We start from the raw sequence: 16,706 nt of genomic DNA on the forward strand, positions 1-16,706 counted from the left end.
GCGAGGTCGGATGACTCTTCCCGGCAGCGCACGAGCGAAACCCTCGGACCGTGCACGAGAAGACCCCGGCGCAGGGACTGCGACCGGGGTCTTCTCATGCGGGCGTGCGCCCAGGCGACGCCTACGGCGTGCGGATCGCGACGACGGCGTTGTGGCCGCCGAAGCCGAAGGAGTTGCTGATCGCGAGCTGCGGCCCGTCGCCGAGCGGCTGCGGTTCGCCGGAGACGAGCAGCGGGATCTCGGGGTCCTGAGTGGTGAGGTTGATCGTCGGCGGAGCGAGACGGTTCTGGATCGCGAGGATCGTGAACACCGCCTCGAGCGCACCGGTGCCGCCCAGCAGGTGGCCGGTCGACGCCTTGGTGGCCGAGACCGGGATCTCGTGCACGCGATCGCCGAAGACGCTGCGGAGCGCCGTGTACTCGGCGATGTCGCCGACCGGCGTGCTCGTCGCGTGCGCGTTGATGTGCGTCACGTCGTCGACCGACGCTCCGGCCTGCGCGAGTGCGTCGAGCACCGCTCGGCTCGCTCCGCGGCCCTCGGGGTCGTTCGCCGTGATGTGGTACGAGTCGGCGCTCACCGACCCGCCCGCGAGCTCGGCGTAGATGCGGGCGCCGCGTGCGAGGGCGTGCTCCTCGGTCTCGAGCACGAGGCTCGCGGCACCTTCGCCCATGACGAATCCGTCACGGTCGATGCTGTACGGACGCGAGGCGTGAGCCGGGTCGTCGTTGCGCCGGGAGAGGGCCTGCATCGACGAGAACGAGGCGAGCGTGATCGGATGCACGGCGGATTCGGCGCCGCCGGCGATGACGACGTCGGCGAAGCCGAGCTGCAGGTGCTCGTAGGCGTTCGCGAGCGACTCGGTGCTCGAAGCGCAGGCCGAGGCGACGGTGCGCGCGAAGGCGCGTGCCCCGAAGTGCATCGAGATCGCCGCGGACGCGGCGTTCGGCATGAGCATCGGCACCGTCATCGGCAGCACGCGACGGGGGCCGCGTTCCCGCAGCGTGTCCCAGGCGTCGAGCAGGGTCCAGATGCCGCCGATGCCAGTCGCGTAGTCGACGCCGAGGCGTTCGGGAGCGACGTCGGGTGCGCCGGCGTCGGCCCACGCCTCCTTCGCCGAGATCAGGGCGAACTGGCTCGAGGGGTCGAGTCGCTTCGCGACGGGGCGGTCGAGCACCTCTTCGGGCCGCACCTTCGCCTCGGCGGCGAAGGTGACGGGCAGCTCGTATTCGGCGACCCAGTCGTGCTCGAGCGTGCGCGCGCCGGACTCACCGGCGAGCAGGGCGTTCCAGCTCTCAGAGGCGGTGCCGCCGAGCGGCGAGGTCGCACCGATGCCGGTGATGACGATCTTCTTGGTCATTCGAGAAACACTCCGATGGAGAGAATGGTCACACTGATCGAGCGGGCCGGGCGTTGGCGCCGGCCCGCTCCACGCAGCTGTTAGGCCTGGGCCTTGACGATGAAGGTGACGGCGTCGCCGACGGTCTTCAGGTTCTTGACCTCTTCGTCGGGGATCTTCACGTCGAACTTCTCTTCGGCGTTGACGACGATCGTCATCATGGAGATCGAGTCGATGTCGAGGTCGTCGGTGAACGACTTGTCCAGCTCAACCGTGTCGGTCGCAATGCCGGTCTCGTCGTTGATGAGCTCGGCCAGGCCGGCAAGCACTTCTTCGGTGGACAATGCCATTGTTCTTCTCCTTGGGGGTGTCTCGTTTGACCGAGAGACAGTCTAGATGGACAGGGGGAGGTGGTTCAGGGAAGAACCACCACTTGGGCGCCGAACACGAGTCCGGCGCCGAAGCCGATCTGGAGGGCGAGGCCTCCGGAAAGCTCGGGGTGCTCGGCGAGCAGACGGTGCGTCGCGAGCGGGATCGAGGCGGCCGAGGTGTTGCCCGTCGTCGCGATGTCACGGGCGATGACGACCGTCTCGGGCAGCTTCAGCTGCTTGGCGAACTCGTCGATGATGCGCATGTTCGCCTGGTGGGGGATGAACGCGGCGAGGTCGTCGGCGGTCACGCCCGCGGCATCCAGCGCCTGCTTCGCGACCTTCGCCATGTCCCACACGGCCCAGCGGAAGACCGTCTGGCCCTCCTGGCGCAGCGTCGGCCACTCGGATGCCCCGTGGCGGAACTCGGTGAGGGTGTGGTTCATGCCGACCGCGCCCGCCTTCGAGCCGTCGGAGCCCCAGATCGTACGTGCGATGCCGGGCGTGTCGCTCGGGCCGATCACGACGGCGCCTGCACCGTCGCCCAGGAGGAAGGAGATCGAGCGGTCGGTCGGGTCGACGACGTCGGAGAGCTTCTCTGCGCCGATGACGAGGGCGTACGTCGCAGCCCCCGAGCGGATGAGGGCGTCGGCCTGGGCGACCGCGTAGGCGTAGCCCGCGCAGGCGGCGTTCATGTCGTAGGCGGCGGCGGGGTTCGCGCCGACGCGGTCGGCGACGACGGCGGCCATCGACGGCGTCTGCTGCACGTTCGAGATCGTCGCGATGATGACGAGGTCGATGAGCGCGGGGTCGAGCCCCGACTTCTCGATCGCCTCACGTGCTGCGTTGGTCGCGAGGTCGGTCGCCGAGACCTCGGCGCCGGCACGAGTGCGGGTGATGATACCCGTGCGCTGCTGGATCCACTCGTCGGAGGAGTCGATCGGGCCGACCAGGTCGTCGTTCGGCACCGCGTTCTCGCCGCGAGCGGCGCCGACGGCGTAGATGCGCGTGAAGGCAGGCCCGTGCGACTGCTGGAGGGTGGGGTTCGTCATGCTCGGCTTTCTCGTCTGCTTCGTCTGCTTCGTCGGCTCAGGCGTGCTGCTCGATGAGCTCGATCGCTGCCGACAGGTCTTCGGGAGTCTTGACGGCGACGGTCGGCACGCCCTTGAGTGCGCGCTTCGCGAGACCGACGAGCGCGCCGGCGGGGGCGAGCTCGATGATGCCGGTGACTCCTGCCGCCTGGAAGGACTCCATGCAGCGATCCCAGCGTACGGGGGAGGAGACCTGGCCGACGAGCAGGTCGAGGAATGCGGCACCGGATGTCACGGGGCTGCCGTCGCGGTTCGTCCAGAGCGGGAGCGTCGGATCGGCGGGCGAGAGGCCGGCCGCGACGTCGGCGAGGCGGTCGACCGCCGGCCGCATGTACCGCGTGTGGAAGGCGCCCGCGACCTGCAGCGGGATGACCCGGGCTCCGGCGGGCGGCTCGGTCTTCAGCGCCTCGAGCGCGTCGAGTGCGCCGGCCACGACGATCTGGCCGCCGCCGTTGAAGTTCGCCGGCTCGAGGCCGAGCTCCTCGAGACGGGGGAGCAATGCCGCTTCATCGGCGCCGATGACCGCGCTCATGCCGGTCGGCACGAGCGCAGCGGCATCCGCCATGGCACGGCCGCGCTCGGTCACGAAGCGGATCGCATCGGCCTCGCTGAGCACGCCGGTGCCCGCCGCAGCGGTGATCTCACCCACGGAGTGCCCGGCGATGCCGCTGATGCGTTCGGCACGGCCGTCTGCGAGGAGGGTGCCGAGCGTGAGGATGCCGGCCGCGACGATGAGCGGCTGTGCGATCGCGGTGTCGCGGATCGTGTCGGCGTCGGCCTCCGTGCCGAAGTGCGCGAGGTCGAGCCCGGCGGCATCCGACAGCACCGACAGCCGTTCGGCATAGGCCGACTCGGCGAGCCAGGGGGCGAGGAATCCGGGGGTCTGAGAGCCCTGTCCAGGGCAGACGACGACGATCACCACCCCAGTCTGCCAAGCATGGGCCGGTGACTGGTGTGCACACGCGACAAGCTCTCGGCGAAAGCCTTGTACGAACGGTACAGAAAGCGGATCAGTTGGTCGGTCGCCGACGCGGAGCCAGCTCGTGGTCGCTCATCGAACCGATGATGAGCGCCGACTGCAGGATGAGCGCTTCGCGCGCACCCGTCGCGTCCCAGCCGATGACGTCGGAGACGCGCTTGAGGCGGTAGCGCACGGTGTTCGGGTGCACGAAGAGCTCGCGTGCCGTCGCCTCGAGCGAGCGGCCGTTGTCGAGGTAGCTCCACAGTGTCGTGAGCAGCTCGGTCGAGTGCGCCTGCAGCGGCCGGTAGATGCGGTGCACGAGCGTCGCTCGCGCGAGCGGGTCGCCCGCGAGCGCGCGTTCGGGCAGCAGGTCGTCGGCGTGCACCGGGCGAGGCGCGTGGCGCCAGGACCGCGCCACGGCGAAGCCGGCGAGCGCCGCCTTCGCGCTCTTCGACGCATCGACGAGATTGGGCACCGCATGCCCGAGCACGAGATGACCGGGGCCGAAGTGCGGTTCGAGCTGCGCGGCGATCTCCATGAAGGTGAGCGCAGGGGCAGTGCCGATCGACTCGTCCGCCTCCCGGGCGAGCGGGTCGGCTCGGCCGATCACGAGCACGAGCCGGTTGCCCTGCACCCCGATCAGCACGTCGGCGTGCATGTGGCGGGCCGCTCGGCGCACGTGGTCGACGTCGAGCTGCTTCGGCGCGGTGCCGACGAGCACCGACACCTCGCCGTGACCGTGCCAGCCGAGGGCCGCGATGCGACTCGGCAGCTCATCGTCGGCCTCGCCCGAGAGGATCGAGTCGACCACGAGCGCTTCGAGACGTGCATCCCACAGGCCTCGCGCCTCGGCGGCACGCGCGTAGACGTCGGCTGCCGCGAAGGCGATCTCCCGCGAATAGAGGAGGATCGCTTCGCGCAGCGGCTCACCGCCGTCCTTCACCCGATCCTCGACGACCTCGACCGTCACTCGGATCAGCTGCAGCGTCTGCTGCAGGCTCACCGAGCGCAGCAGCTCACGAGGGGCCGCGCCGAAGACATCCGCCGCGATCCACGGGGTGGACCGCGGATCGTCGAACCAGGCGACGAACGAGGAGATGCCGGCTTGGGCGACGAGGCCCACGGCGGAGCGACGGCTCGGCGGCATGTCGCCGTACCACGGCAACGTGTCTTCGAGACGCTTGAGCGTCGCCGTCGCGAGTTCGCCCGCGATGGTGCGCAACCATGCGAGCGTCTCCGCCTTCGTCTTGGGCCTCGTCGCCACTTCGTCGCCTGCTAGCTCTCTCCGCCGGCCGATCCGGTGGTTCCGGCATTCACGTCGTACAGGCGGTACTTCTCGATCGCCTGGGCGGGGAGCGAACGGTCGACCTCACCGCGGTCTGCGAGCAGTTCGAGCGTGCGGACGACGACCGACGGACCGTCGATCTTGAAGAAGCGACGCGCGGCCGGGCGCGTGTCGGAGAACCCGAAGTCGTCGGCGCCGAGGGTGGCGTACTGACCGGGCACGTAGGCGCGGATCTGGTCGGGCACCGCGTGCATGAAGTCCGAGACCGCGACGAACGGGCCGTTCGCCCCGCTGAGCTTCTGCGTCACGTACGGCACGCGGCGCTCGGCGTCGGGGTTCAGGAAGTTGTGCTCGTCGGCGGCGAGTCCGTCGCGGCGCAGCTCGGCCCAGCTCGTGACCGACCACACGTCGGCCGACACGCCCCAGTCCTCTGCGAGGAACTGCTGCGCCTCGAGGATCCACGGCACCGAGACACCGGACGCGAGCAGCTGCGCCTTGGGGCCGGCAGCACCCGACTCGTTCAGGCGGTGGATGCCGCGCACGATGCCGTCGACGTCGACACCCTCGGGCTCGACGGGCTGCACGAGCGGCTCGTTGTAGACCGTCAGGTAGTACATGACGTTCGGGTCGGCGTGCGAGCCGCCGTACATGCGCTCGAGACCCGAGCGCATGATGTGCCCGATCTCGTAGCCGTACGCCGCGTCGTACGAGACGACGGCCGGGTTCGTCGATGCGAGCAGGGGCGAGTGGCCGTCGGCGTGCTGGAGGCCTTCGCCCGTGAGCGTCGTGCGACCGGCCGTCGCGCCGATGATGAACCCGCGGGCCATCTGGTCGCCGGCCGCCCACATGGCGTCGCCCGTGCGCTGGAAGCCGAACATCGAGTAGAAGACGTAGACCGGGATGAGCGGCTCGCCCTGCGTCGAGTACGACGTGCCGACGTTCGTGAACGCGGCCATTGCGCCGGCCTCGTTGATGCCGACGTGCAGGATCTGGCCCTGCGGGCTCTCCTTGTAGGCGAGGAGGAGTTCGCGGTCGACCGACGTGTAGTGCTGGCCGTTCGGGTTGTAGATCTTCGCGGTCGGGAAGAACGCGTCGATGCCGAAGGTGCGCGCCTCGTCGGGGATGATCGGCACGATGCGGTGGCCGAAGTCCTTCGAGCGGATGAGGTCCTTCAGCAGTCGCACGAACGCCATGGTCGTGGCGATCTCCTGCGTGCCGGAGCCCTTCTTCGCGATCGCGTACACCGAGTCGTCGGGCAGCGAGATCGCCGTGTGGTTCGACCGGCGCTCCGGCAGGTAGCCGCCGAGCTCGCGACGACGCTCGTGCATGTACTGGATCGCCTCGTCCTGGTCGCCGGGCGTGTAGTACGGCGGAAGGTAGGGGTTCTCCTCGAGCTGCGCGTCCGTGATCGGGATGCGCATCTGGTCGCGGAACGTCTTGAGGTTGTCGAGGGTCATCTTCTTCATCTGGTGGGTCGCGTTGCGCCCCTCGAAGGCCGGACCCAGGCCGTAGCCCTTGATCGTCTTCGCCAGGATGACCGTCGGCTGGCCCTTGTGCTCGCTCGCGGCCTTGAAGGCTGCGTAGACCTTGCGGTAGTCGTGGCCGCCGCGCTTCAGGCCCCACACCTCGTCGTCGGAGAGGTGGGAGACGAGCTCGAGGGCGCGCGGGTCGCGGCCGAAGAAGTTCTCGCGCACGTAGGCGCCCGACTCGGCCTTGTAGGTCTGGTAGTCGCCGTCGGGGGTGACGTTCATCAGGTTGCGCAGTGCACCGTCGTGGTCGCGGGCGAGGAGGTCGTCCCACTCGCGGCCCCAGACGACCTTGATGACGTTCCAGCCGGCACCGCGGAAGAAGCTCTCGAGCTCCTGGATGATCTTGCCGTTGCCGCGCACCGGGCCGTCGAGACGCTGCAGGTTGCAGTTGATCACGAAGTTGAGGTTGTCGAGGCCCTCGTTCGCGGCGACCTGGAGCTGGCCGCGGCTCTCGACCTCGTCCATCTCGCCATCGCCGAGGAACGCCCACACCTGCTGGTCGCTGGCGTCCTTGATGCCGCGGTTCGTCAGGTACCGGTTGAGCTGCGCCTGGTAGATCGCGTTGATCGGGCCGAGGCCCATCGACACGGTCGGGAACTGCCAGAACTCGGGCATGAGACGCGGGTGCGGGTACGACGAGAGGCCGTTGGGCGCGTGCGACTTCTCTTGACGGAAGCCGTCGAGCTGGTCGGTCGACAGGCGGCCTTCGAGGAAGGCGCGGGCGTAGGTGCCGGGGGAGGCGTGGCCCTGCACGAAGATCTGGTCGCCGCCGCCGGGGTGGTCCTGGCCGCGGAAGAAGTGGTTGAAGCCGACCTCGTAGAGGGCGGCCGACGACGCGTACGTCGAGATGTGGCCGCCGACGGCGATGCCGGGGCGCTGGGCGCGGTGCACGAGCACGGCGGCGTTCCAGCGGATCCAGGCGCGGTAGCGACGCTCGATCTCCTCGTCGCCCGGGAATGCGGGCTCGTTCTCGGGAGCGATCGTGTTGAGGTAGTCGGTGGTCGGAACCATCGGCACGCCGAGGTGGAGTTCCTTGGAGCGCTTCAGCAGGCTCAGCATGATCTCTCGCGCGCGCTGGTGTCCCTTCTCGGCGACAAGCGCATCAAGGGATTCGGCCCATTCGGAAGTCTCTTCCGGATCGGCGTCCATCGCCTCGACCGAGTAGGGATCCTGGTCGTTGACAGTCACACTCGACCTCTCTCTTCAGCAGATCGTGCCTGCGGGGTGTGGGATGTGCGCACGCCGAAGGGGCCGGTTCGCGGCCGGGTGGCACCACGCCATCCTAGTGATTCTATGCCAGCCGGGTGGGGGTTAGGCTGGGGCCTCGGTTCGACCGAACGTCCATTGGAAGGTACCCGTCCCGTGATCCTCGCTCCCGGCAGCGCCGCGCCCGACTTCGAACTCGTGAACCAGTTCGGCCAGCCTGTGCGGCTTTCGGATCTCCGAGGACGCCCGGTCGCGCTCGTCTTCTTCCCGCTGGCCTTCTCCGGAATCTGCCACGGCGAACTCTGCGAACTCCGCGACAACATCGCCCTGTTCGAAGGGCCGGATGTCGCACTCCTCGCGATCTCGGTCGACTCCAAGCACACCCTGCGCGCCTGGGCTGAACGCGAGGGATACGAGTTCCCGCTGCTCTCCGACTTCTGGCCGCACGGGGCGGTCGCGGCGGCCTATGGCGCCTTCGACGACGGCACGGGGCTCGCCGAGCGGGCGACCTTCGTGATCGACGCGCAGGGCGTCGTCGCCGCGAGCTTCGCGACGCCTCGCGGTGAGGCGCGGTCGCTCGAGCAGTACCGAGAGGCGCTCACGGCGCTCTGAGCGGGGAGGTGAGACATCCGCTCGCCGCTCGTGCGAGTCAGCCGAGGATGTTGACCGATCGCGCGATGACGAGCGCGAGGATCAGGAAGCCGCCGAAGGCCTGCAGGGCCATGAGGAGCTTGAACCGCGGCGACAACGGCATCGCGTCGGTGGCGCTGAACGCCATCGAGTTCGAGAGTGCCGAGTAGAAGTAGTCCACGAAGCGGGGCATCCAGTCGCGCACCGCCGACGATCGTGCGGCGACCTCGGTGACGGCGTCGTCGTCCTCGTCCTGGGGGAACCGCAAGTCCGCGGGCGGCAGGTCGGCACGTGCCGCCATCGTGCGCATGACCGGACCGCCCCGGTCGAGCTCCCAGTACAGCAGCGTGAACCCGATCACGTTCGCGACCCAGACCTGCAGTGCCGAGAGGAGCAGGCCGGGCGCATCGTCGGCCTTGCCGCCGGCGAGGGCCACGAGCAGGAACACGAGCGTGATCTGGTTCGCGACGACGAGTCCGCCCGCGAGGGTGATCGACGCCCATTTCGTGAACGGGGAGCGCCGTGTGAGCCGGTGCGGATTCGCGATCACGAGCGGCACCAGCAGCGCCAGGCCGAAGACGACGACGACGAAGCGCTGCGGCCCGAGGAATGCGTTCGGCAGTGCTGCGTAGAGGCCCAACACGACGACGAGCGCGACGACCGACGGCCATCGGTGCTCCGACGGCGTGCTTCGACTGGGATGCTGCTGCATCGGCTCCATGGCCGTGAGTCTAGGCAGCTCGCGATAGCATGGGCGTGCGCCGCGCGCGGTCGCGGGCCTTTAGCTCAGTTGGTAGAGCGCCACGTTTACACCGTGGATGTCGTCGGTTCGAGCCCGGCAGGGCCCACCGTTTGAAAATACTGGTCAACCCAGACTTTCTTTTCGATCCCCGAAATGCTGGGATCGGCGAACACTTGGATTTGTCGGTGTCGTGTCAGTGGAAAACGACATTTGGTGGCAGAGTTCGAGAATTCGCCGCCCTTATGCGGATCATGAAGAAAGCACTCGCTCCGGCCTCAGGGGTCGAGATCATGATCCCGAAGCTCCTCAGCATCGAAGAGCTCTGCAACCTCACGCAGACCCCCTCAGCACGATGTACCACCTACTCTCGCGCGGCGAGGGTCCGAACTCCATGAAGATCGGGCGCAACCTTCGGTTCGCGCTCGCTGCGTATGCAGGCGACCTGGAGACCGCAGATTGGTGGCTGCCGTCGTCACTGTCATCGAAGCGTCGCGTCCGGGATTCCGTTCGGCGGCGTGGTACTGACCTCGGCGAATATGTCGGGCAACAGATGCAGCTCTCCTTGCCGGGTGAACGGCGCCAGTTGCAGGTCTTCCGTGGCCTCCATTCGTCGGTGCATGCGGCGCTAGCGTCTGGGCACATCGAGCCCGTCCAGAATGCGCAGGGAGAGTTCGCCAATCGGCTCAGGGAGGCAGGTGCGCGACGGGGCCTTCGTTACGCCCGTGATGATCGTCGTGCCCAGTATCGACCCCTGCCCGCTTCCTGCATTCCATTTCGCCCCGAGCGCAGGCCGCCGGGCGGCAACCTCGTTACGCGACCACGCGGAAGCGCGCGCGCTGACAGGTCGCGGCCAGCGACGAGGCTCCGACCCGTAGTTCGAACTCGCCCGGCTCGACAACGCGCCGGCCCATCGCATCCACGATGGTCAGGTCCGCTACAGGGACAGCGAAGTCGACCGTCGTCCGTTCACCGGGAGCCACGTCGATCTGTTGGAACGCCTTCAGCTCCTGGTCGGCCCAGCTGACCGAGGTGACGAGATCGCTGACATACAGCTGAACGGTCTCGCGCGCCGGTCGCGATCCGGTGTTCACCACTTCAATCGAAGCGTTCACGCAATCGTCGACCCCGACGTCTGCGGACGCGAGCTGCACAGGCCCGTATTCGATCGTGGAGTACGACATCCCCTCGCCGAACACGAAGGCAGGCTCTTGGGTGAGGTCTGCGTACCGATCGCCGTGCTGCCCGCGCACCTGGTTGTAGTAGGTGGGCTGTTGCCCGACGTGACGGGCGACCGAGATCGGAAGCCGCCCGCTCGGTTCGCATTCGCCGAACAGAACCTCCGCCAGGGCCCTGCCACCTTCCATCCCCGGGCTGCCCACCCAGAGCAGAGCATTCGCGTTCAGCGCCGACGCGGGCAGAACCATCGGCTTCGACGCCATCAGCACGACGACCAACGGAACTCCCGTGGCTGCGAGGGCGTCCAGCAACGCGATTTGACCGCCCAGCAGCTCGAGCGTCGCGGTCGAACGCCCTTCACCGACGAGATCGATCGTGTCGCCGACAACGCACACGATCACATCCGCCGAACGGGCGCACGCGACGGCTTCCGCGAGCTGACGTTCGTCCACGGGAACCGACGTGGCCACGCGAGGCCGCGGCTGTCCGTCGGGGAAGTGCTCGCCTGCGGGATCGGGCATGAGCGCGACGATCTCCGCGCCCCGCGCGTATTCGACGGTGCATCCAGCGGGGGCGCGTTCACGCAGCCCGTCGAGCACCGTGCAGATGAGATCCCGCGGCTGTCCCTCAAGCCATCCGGCCTGGCCCGATCCGCCCGCCCAGTCACCGAGCTGGTTCTGGGCATCGTCCGCGAGCGGTCCGATGACAGCGATTCGCGCGGGTCCGCGCCGCTCATGGTCGGCCAACGGCAGTGTCCCGTCATTGCGCAGAAGGGTGACGGAGCGACGCGCGATCTCGAGGTTCACCTCACGATGGGCATCGCATCCGATCGTCACCGCGATGGCCTCCTCGTCTGGGACACGCGGGTTCTCGAACAGCCCGAGCTCGAACTTCAGCCGGAGTATGCGGGCGACCGCACGATCGAGATCGGCTTCCCGGATCAGTCCGCGTCGGAACGCCTCCTGTGCTCCCGCGAAGAAGCCCGGAGTCGCCATGATGACGTCGTTGCCTGCGCGGACCGCGGCCGCTGACGCTTCGACATGACTCGGGTGGACCCGTTGCTCCCAGACCATCCGGCCGACGTTGTCCCAGTCGGTCACGAGTGTTCCGGTGAAACCCCACTCGCCGCGCAGAACGTCGCCCAGTAGCCAGTCGTCCATCGTGATCGGCACGCCGTCGATGGACTGATAGCCGAGCATGAAGCTCGCGCAGCCCTCGCGCGCCACACGCTCGAACGGCGGAAGGAACCAGCTTCGCAACTTCCTGCGCGACAGGTCGCCTTCGCTCGCATCCCGTCCGCCCTGGGTCTCGGAGTAGCCCGCGAAGTGCTTCGCCGTTGCGAGGATCGCGGAGGTGTCCGCCAGTCCACGCCCTTGGTATCCCTTCACCATCGCCGATGCGAGTTCCCCGATGAGGTACGGATCCTCGCCGAACGTCTCCCCGATCCGCCCCCATCGCAGGTCTCGTGCGATGCAGAGAACCGGCGAGAACGTCCAGTGGATACCCGTCGCCGCTGCTTCGACCGCCGTCGAACGCGCAACCGCCTCCAGCAGGGGCGGGTTCCACGACGCGGCCATCGCGAGCTGTGTGGGGAAGATGGTCGCCCCCTCCCAGAACGAGTGCCCGTGGATGCAGTCATCCGCCACCAGGAGGGGGATCCCGAGCCGAGTGCTCGCGACCAGTTCGTGCGCCAGGCGCAGCCGATCCGGCGACGCGTGCAGCAGCGATCCGACATGCATGTCCAGGATCGAACGCTCGAGATCGTCCCGGGCGTCCAACTGCATCATCTGCCCGATCTTCTCGTCGAGCGTCATCCGGCCGATCAGATCGGCCACGCGGTCAGCGACGGGAAGTCGTCGATCTCGATAGTCGAGTGTCTCGGCGCGCCCGGTGCGCGCCCCCGAGGCCGTCAACGAGCTGCGATCGGCAGAGCGCCGCTCCGTGCGATGTCACCCAGCCATGCCAGGCTTGGCTTCGGCGTGCGCTCGAAGGTTGCGCGATCCACCGCGATGAGGCCGAACGTGGGCATGAACGATCCCCACTCGTAGTTGTCCAGCAGCGACCAGTGCAGGTAACCGCGCACATCGCACCCGTCGTCCATGGCCTCGCTCATGGCGATGAGCGCCCCCCTCGTATAGGCGACCCGGCGTTCGTCATCAGACGTGGCGATGCCGTTCTCGGTGACCATCATCGGGACGCCGCCGGTGACCTCCCACGTGTGGCGCAGCGCATGCCCGAGCGCCTCCGGGTAGTACTCCCACCCGGTCAGAGTGACGTCCGTGCCCTGCGGCCACGCCTGCGGGCCGTAGCCGCGCTCATCGTCCGTCGGTCCGATCACCGTGCGCAGGTACGACTGCACCCCGATGAAGTCATCGTCCCGCGCCTGTTCGAGGAAGAAGTCCTCTCGCCAGTACTGCCACGCATCGCGCTGAGCCTCCCAGCCCGGCATCGCCTGGTACACCTGATTGGCGACGGTCCATCCCACCTTCGCGTCGGGAAGCGCCTCATGGAGGACATCGACCGCCGCGCGATGTGCAGCGGCGATCGCACGGGCCACCACAGGATCCGGATCGTCCGGATAGTTGACCCCGGTACCCGTGTCGACGGTGGTCTCCAGGTTGGTGACCAGCATGTTCGGTTCGTTGATCGTGATGACCCACGAGACATCTGTCAGGATGCTGCTGGCGATGCGTGCGAAGTTCGCGAACACGGTCGCACTGTCGGACGCAGCCCATCCGCCGCGAGCCCGCCACCAGCGGGGGAAGCTGAAGTGATGCAGCGTGACGATCGGTTCCACGCCGAGCTCGCGGCACGTGTCGATCATGCGCCGGTAGTGCGCGAGCTGAGCCAGCGAGACGATACCCTCCTCCGGTTCGATGCGCGCCCACTCGATCGAGAACCGATAGGCGCGGAGACCTGACGCGGCGAGCAGCGCGATGTCCTCCGGGTAGCGATGGTACGAATCGCAGGCGTCACCTGACGGCTCCGAGACCGTCGCCCGCGGGTGGTACTCGTCCACCCAGTTCGTCGAGTTCACGTTGCCGCCCTCGATCTGGTGGGCGGCGGTGGCCGCTCCCCACAGGAATCCTTCGGGGACGTTGGTGGTACCGGTCATCGGTTTCCTCAGTTCTGCGTTCTGCGGAGCCACTCCGGCTCCGGATGAATGGGATGCGGCTGCCCGCACGGTGCGGACGTGGCCACGGTGAGTCAGTGGACTCGGTCGGGCACCGGCTCGATGGTCACTTGATGCCAGTCATGGTGATTCCCTGGATGAAGTGCCGTTGCATCGCGACGAACAGCACGAGTACCGGGATCACGATCAGGAAAGACCCGGCCATCTGTAGTCCGAAGTCCGTGCCATGACCTCCCGACTCCGCCGAGAAGAGCGCGAGCGACACCGGGAGCGTGTACATCGAGTCGTCTTGGGCGATGATCAGCGGCCAGACGAAGCCGTTCCACGAACCCATGAAGGTGAAGATCGCCAGCGTCGCCAGCGGAGCCTTGCACAGGGGAAGCACGATCTGGAAGAAGATCCGGAAGTCGCCCGCGCCGTCGATGCGTGCCGCATCAAGCAGTGCGTCCGGGATCTCGAGCATGAATTGACGCATCAGGAAGACGCCGAACGCGCCGACCATGCCAGGCAGGATGAGCCCCCAGTACGTGTTGACCATGCCGAGGTTCGCCACCAGCACGAACTGCGGGATGAGCATCACGATCCCCGGCACGAACAGGGTCGCAAGCACGACGACGGTGATCGCCCTCTTGCCCGGGAAGTTCATCTTCGCCAGCGCCCAGCCGACCATCGACGAGAGCAGCAGCGTCGCGAAGACGGTGACAAGCGCGACGATGACGGAGTTCAGGAACGGTCGCAGGATGTCGAACTCGAAGAACCACGCCTTGAAGTTGTCCAGTGTGGGCGCTTGCGGCCACCAGGTGATCGGTCGGGCCAATAGCTCGGCATTCGACTTGAAGGACCCGAGCACCATCCACACGAACGGCAGGATCGTCGCCGCGAGTCCCACCGCCAGAATCGCCAGGATGATCAGATTGCCCCACCTGATCGGGCGTAGTCGTCGCCGACTGACGGCTGCCGACGCACCGGCGGTTGCTCGTCGCTCAACTGTGGTCATGTCAGGTCCTCTGCCGGAAGAAGCGGAATTGCACGATCGCAAGGATGCCGATCAGCGCGAAGAGCACGTAGGCCCCCGCGGCGCCGACCGAGTAGTTGCCGTACTTGAACTGGTTGTAGACCTGCAGCGCGACCGACGTCGTCGAGTCGAGCGGCCCGCCCTCGGTCATGACGAACGGCTCATCGAAGAACTGCATATGGCCGGTGGTCACGAGGATCGCGTTCAGCAGAATTGTCGGCATCATCAAGGGAATCGTGATGCGGAAGAACTTCTGGGCTGCGTTCACACCGTCGAGGGCGGCCGCCTCATGGACGTCGCTCGGGATGCCCTGGAGCCCAGCGAGGAAGATCACCATCGACACCCCGATGTTGCGCCAGATCGCCATGATCGTGATGGCCAGGAGTGCGGTGTTCGGATCCGAAAGCCAGTTGGGTCCGGTGACTCCGAACCATCCGAGGATCGTGTTGAACACCCCGGTGTTCTGGTACATGATCCGCCACACGATCGCAACCGCGACGATGGTGGTGATCACCGGCGTGTAGTAGCCCACACGGAAGAACGTGGCCAGCCTAGGACCGACCGAGTTGAGCATGACGGCGAGCACGAGCGCGATGAACAACGTCGTCGGCACTCCGATCGCGACGAAGATCAACGTGTTGAGCAGCGCGCGTTGAAACGTCTCGTCCGTCAGCACCGTGACGAAGTTGTCGAACCCGACGAAATCCACGTTGAGCGGGTTGCGGATGTCGCGCGCCTTGAGGTCGGTGAACGACATCACGAGCGAACTCACGAGCGGGATGAGGCCGAACACCCCGAAGGTCAGGACGAATGGCGATACGAAGATCCAGGCGTTCAGACTCGAGCGCCGCCGCTGGGCGGCCAGGGAACCCACTTTCCCCGGCCGCCTCTGGGTGATCGTCACCAGCCGAAGCCGATCGCGGTCGCCTTCGATTGAATCTCCTTCGCGGCGTCCTCCGCCGACATCGTGCCGCGCGCGACCATTTCGGAGTATTTGCTGATCAGATCCGACACCTGGGACCACGCGGGGTAGTTCGGCGTCGCCACGGTGTCCTTCATCTGCGTCATCAGCGTGCTTGTGACGGGGTTGTCCTGGATCGGCTTGTAATCAGCCGCGCCCGTGTTCGCAGGAAGCTCGCCCTGAAGGTCGTACCACTGCTCCTGCTGCTGGGTCTTCCCCATCCACGACACCAGGGACCAGGCGGATGCCTTGTTCTTGGATGCCGAGAAGACGCCGAGGTTGCCGCCGCCGATGTACTGGTTGTTGTTGCCCGCAGGGCCCTTCGGTGCGACGGCGTAGCCGACGGAGTCCATCGTGAACCCGGCGGGCGCGGTTCCGTTCTCGATCTGGTCCTTGTAGATGTCCAGCATCCACGGACCCGAGATGAACATCGGGGCGCCGCCGTTCTCGAACGTCGCGTCGGTGGATGCCTCAATCGGCGCCTCTCCCCGCTTGAAGTACCCGGCGTAGTAGTCCAGTGCGCTGATGAACTCCTTGTTATCGATCGTCCACTGCTTGCCGTCGGCCATGGACCCGCCCGCCTGGGCGACGAAGGGCACGATCACCTGCGCGGGCTGCTCCGTGGGCCTCGGAAGGTTGAGCCCATAGGTCCCACCCGGACGCGACTTGAACGCGGCCGCCATCTCCTGCATCTCCTCCCACGTGGTCGGTGCGGACAGGCCGAGCTGGCTCGCGATGTCCTTCCGGTAGAAGAGGAATCGCGTCTCCACATACCAGGGCATCGCGTAGAGCGCGTCCTTGTCGCCCTTGACGGAGTCGACGGCCGCGGGGTAAAAGTCGCTGTCGTCGTAGACGCCTCCCGGCAGCTTGTCGAACGCGCCCATGCCGATCGCGGTCGCGGTCTGGTCCGCGCCGGTCATGATGATGTCCGGCCCCTTCCCTGCCGCAGTGGCCGTCTGGAGCTTCGTGATCACCTGGTCCCACGGTACGTCCGTCACAGTCAGCGATGCCTCCGGGTTCGCCTCGAGCCACGTCGCAGCGAGCTTCTTGAGGTTGTCTGCGTGTCCGCCCGCGGTCCACACCTGGATTTCGCCGGATGCCTGCCCTGCGGGCGCGGGTCCGTCGGCGGCGCCATCCGATGTGCCGGCGTCGCCGCCACGTCCGCAACCACTGAAGACCAGGGCTGCGGCGACGGCTATCGCTGTGGCCCGAGCGACTGTCAACCTGCGCATGCTCACTCCCTTGTGTTTCGATAGCATCTTCGAAATTTTGA

Annotated in this window: 14 protein-coding genes and 1 tRNA gene; 2 read left to right on the forward strand and 13 right to left on the reverse strand. The window is 67.2% G+C overall.

All coding sequences use genetic code 11. The features are described from left to right. Nucleotides 1-121: 121 nt before the first annotated feature. From ASE14_RS01620 to aceE, 6 genes are all read right to left on the reverse strand, one after another. Nucleotides 122-1,357, reverse strand: a complete 1,236-nt coding sequence (locus ASE14_RS01620) for a beta-ketoacyl synthase (RefSeq protein WP_056649819.1) — start codon at nucleotides 1,355-1,357, stop codon at nucleotides 122-124. A gap of 80 nt (nucleotides 1,358-1,437) precedes the next feature. Continuing rightward, nucleotides 1,438-1,686, reverse strand: coding sequence for an acyl carrier protein (locus tag ASE14_RS01625; RefSeq protein ID WP_056008597.1), 249 nt, complete (start codon nucleotides 1,684-1,686; stop codon nucleotides 1,438-1,440). A gap of 65 nt (nucleotides 1,687-1,751) precedes the next feature. Next, a complete protein-coding gene (locus ASE14_RS01630) occupies nucleotides 1,752-2,756 on the reverse strand; it encodes a beta-ketoacyl-ACP synthase III (protein ID WP_056649823.1) in 1,005 nt (334 codons plus the stop codon). A 37-nt stretch (nucleotides 2,757-2,793) separates the two neighbouring features. Beyond that, nucleotides 2,794-3,714, reverse strand: coding sequence for an ACP S-malonyltransferase (locus ASE14_RS01635; RefSeq protein WP_056651625.1), 921 nt, complete (start codon nucleotides 3,712-3,714; stop codon nucleotides 2,794-2,796). A 91-nt stretch (nucleotides 3,715-3,805) separates the two neighbouring features. Beyond that, on the reverse strand, nucleotides 3,806-5,020 hold the full coding sequence (locus tag ASE14_RS01640) for a CdaR family transcriptional regulator (protein WP_056649826.1): 1,215 nt from the start codon (nucleotides 5,018-5,020) through the stop codon (nucleotides 3,806-3,808). Between the two features lie 11 nt (nucleotides 5,021-5,031). Then, entirely contained in the window at nucleotides 5,032-7,758 is a 2,727-nt protein-coding gene (gene aceE / locus ASE14_RS01645) for a pyruvate dehydrogenase (acetyl-transferring), homodimeric type (protein WP_056649828.1), read from the reverse strand. Nucleotides 7,759-7,935: 177 nt separating this feature from the next. Between aceE and ASE14_RS01650 the strand changes: the two genes are divergently transcribed. After that, a complete protein-coding gene (locus tag ASE14_RS01650; RefSeq protein ID WP_235511098.1) occupies nucleotides 7,936-8,388 on the forward strand; it encodes a peroxiredoxin in 453 nt (150 codons plus the stop codon). Nucleotides 8,389-8,425: 37 nt separating this feature from the next. Here ASE14_RS01650 and ASE14_RS01655 read toward each other — a convergent pair whose 3' ends face one another. Further along, on the reverse strand, nucleotides 8,426-9,127 hold the full coding sequence (locus tag ASE14_RS01655; RefSeq protein ID WP_235511049.1) for a hypothetical protein: 702 nt from the start codon (nucleotides 9,125-9,127) through the stop codon (nucleotides 8,426-8,428). A 54-nt stretch (nucleotides 9,128-9,181) separates the two neighbouring features. On the opposite strand from ASE14_RS01655, the gene ASE14_RS01660 reads away from it, so the two are divergent. Continuing rightward, nucleotides 9,182-9,254, forward strand: a tRNA-Val gene (locus tag ASE14_RS01660). A gap of 372 nt (nucleotides 9,255-9,626) precedes the next feature. Here ASE14_RS01660 and ASE14_RS21330 read toward each other — a convergent pair. The 6 genes from ASE14_RS21330 to ASE14_RS01685 all read right to left on the reverse strand — a co-directional run bounded on the left by ASE14_RS21330 (nucleotide 9,627) and on the right by ASE14_RS01685 (nucleotide 16,665). After that, nucleotides 9,627-9,755, reverse strand: coding sequence for a hypothetical protein (locus tag ASE14_RS21330; RefSeq protein ID WP_255356060.1), 129 nt, complete (start codon nucleotides 9,753-9,755; stop codon nucleotides 9,627-9,629). Nucleotides 9,756-9,957: 202 nt separating this feature from the next. Continuing rightward, complete coding sequence (locus ASE14_RS01665) at nucleotides 9,958-12,138, reverse strand: glycoside hydrolase family 3 N-terminal domain-containing protein (protein ID WP_082600134.1); 2,181 nt, start codon at nucleotides 12,136-12,138, stop codon at nucleotides 9,958-9,960. A 95-nt stretch (nucleotides 12,139-12,233) separates the two neighbouring features. Further along, nucleotides 12,234-13,439 (reverse strand): glycoside hydrolase family 1 protein, encoded by a 1,206-nt coding sequence (locus tag ASE14_RS01670; RefSeq protein ID WP_056649836.1) that lies wholly within the window; start codon nucleotides 13,437-13,439, stop codon nucleotides 12,234-12,236. A 124-nt stretch (nucleotides 13,440-13,563) separates the two neighbouring features. Further along, nucleotides 13,564-14,454: a carbohydrate ABC transporter permease gene (locus tag ASE14_RS01675; RefSeq protein WP_056649839.1), complete on the reverse strand. Its 891-nt coding sequence runs from the start codon at nucleotides 14,452-14,454 to the stop codon at nucleotides 13,564-13,566. Nucleotide 14,455: 1 nt separating this feature from the next. Next, complete coding sequence (locus tag ASE14_RS01680) at nucleotides 14,456-15,376, reverse strand: carbohydrate ABC transporter permease (RefSeq protein ID WP_369816430.1); 921 nt, start codon at nucleotides 15,374-15,376, stop codon at nucleotides 14,456-14,458. Then, a complete protein-coding gene (locus ASE14_RS01685; protein WP_162257686.1) occupies nucleotides 15,373-16,665 on the reverse strand; it encodes an extracellular solute-binding protein in 1,293 nt (430 codons plus the stop codon). The genes ASE14_RS01680 and ASE14_RS01685 overlap by 4 nt, the downstream gene beginning before the upstream one ends. Nucleotides 16,666-16,706: the final 41 nt, after the last annotated feature.

It is taken from the genome of Agromyces sp. Root81, assembly GCF_001429165.1.
GTDB lineage: Bacteria > Actinomycetota > Actinomycetes > Actinomycetales > Microbacteriaceae > Agromyces.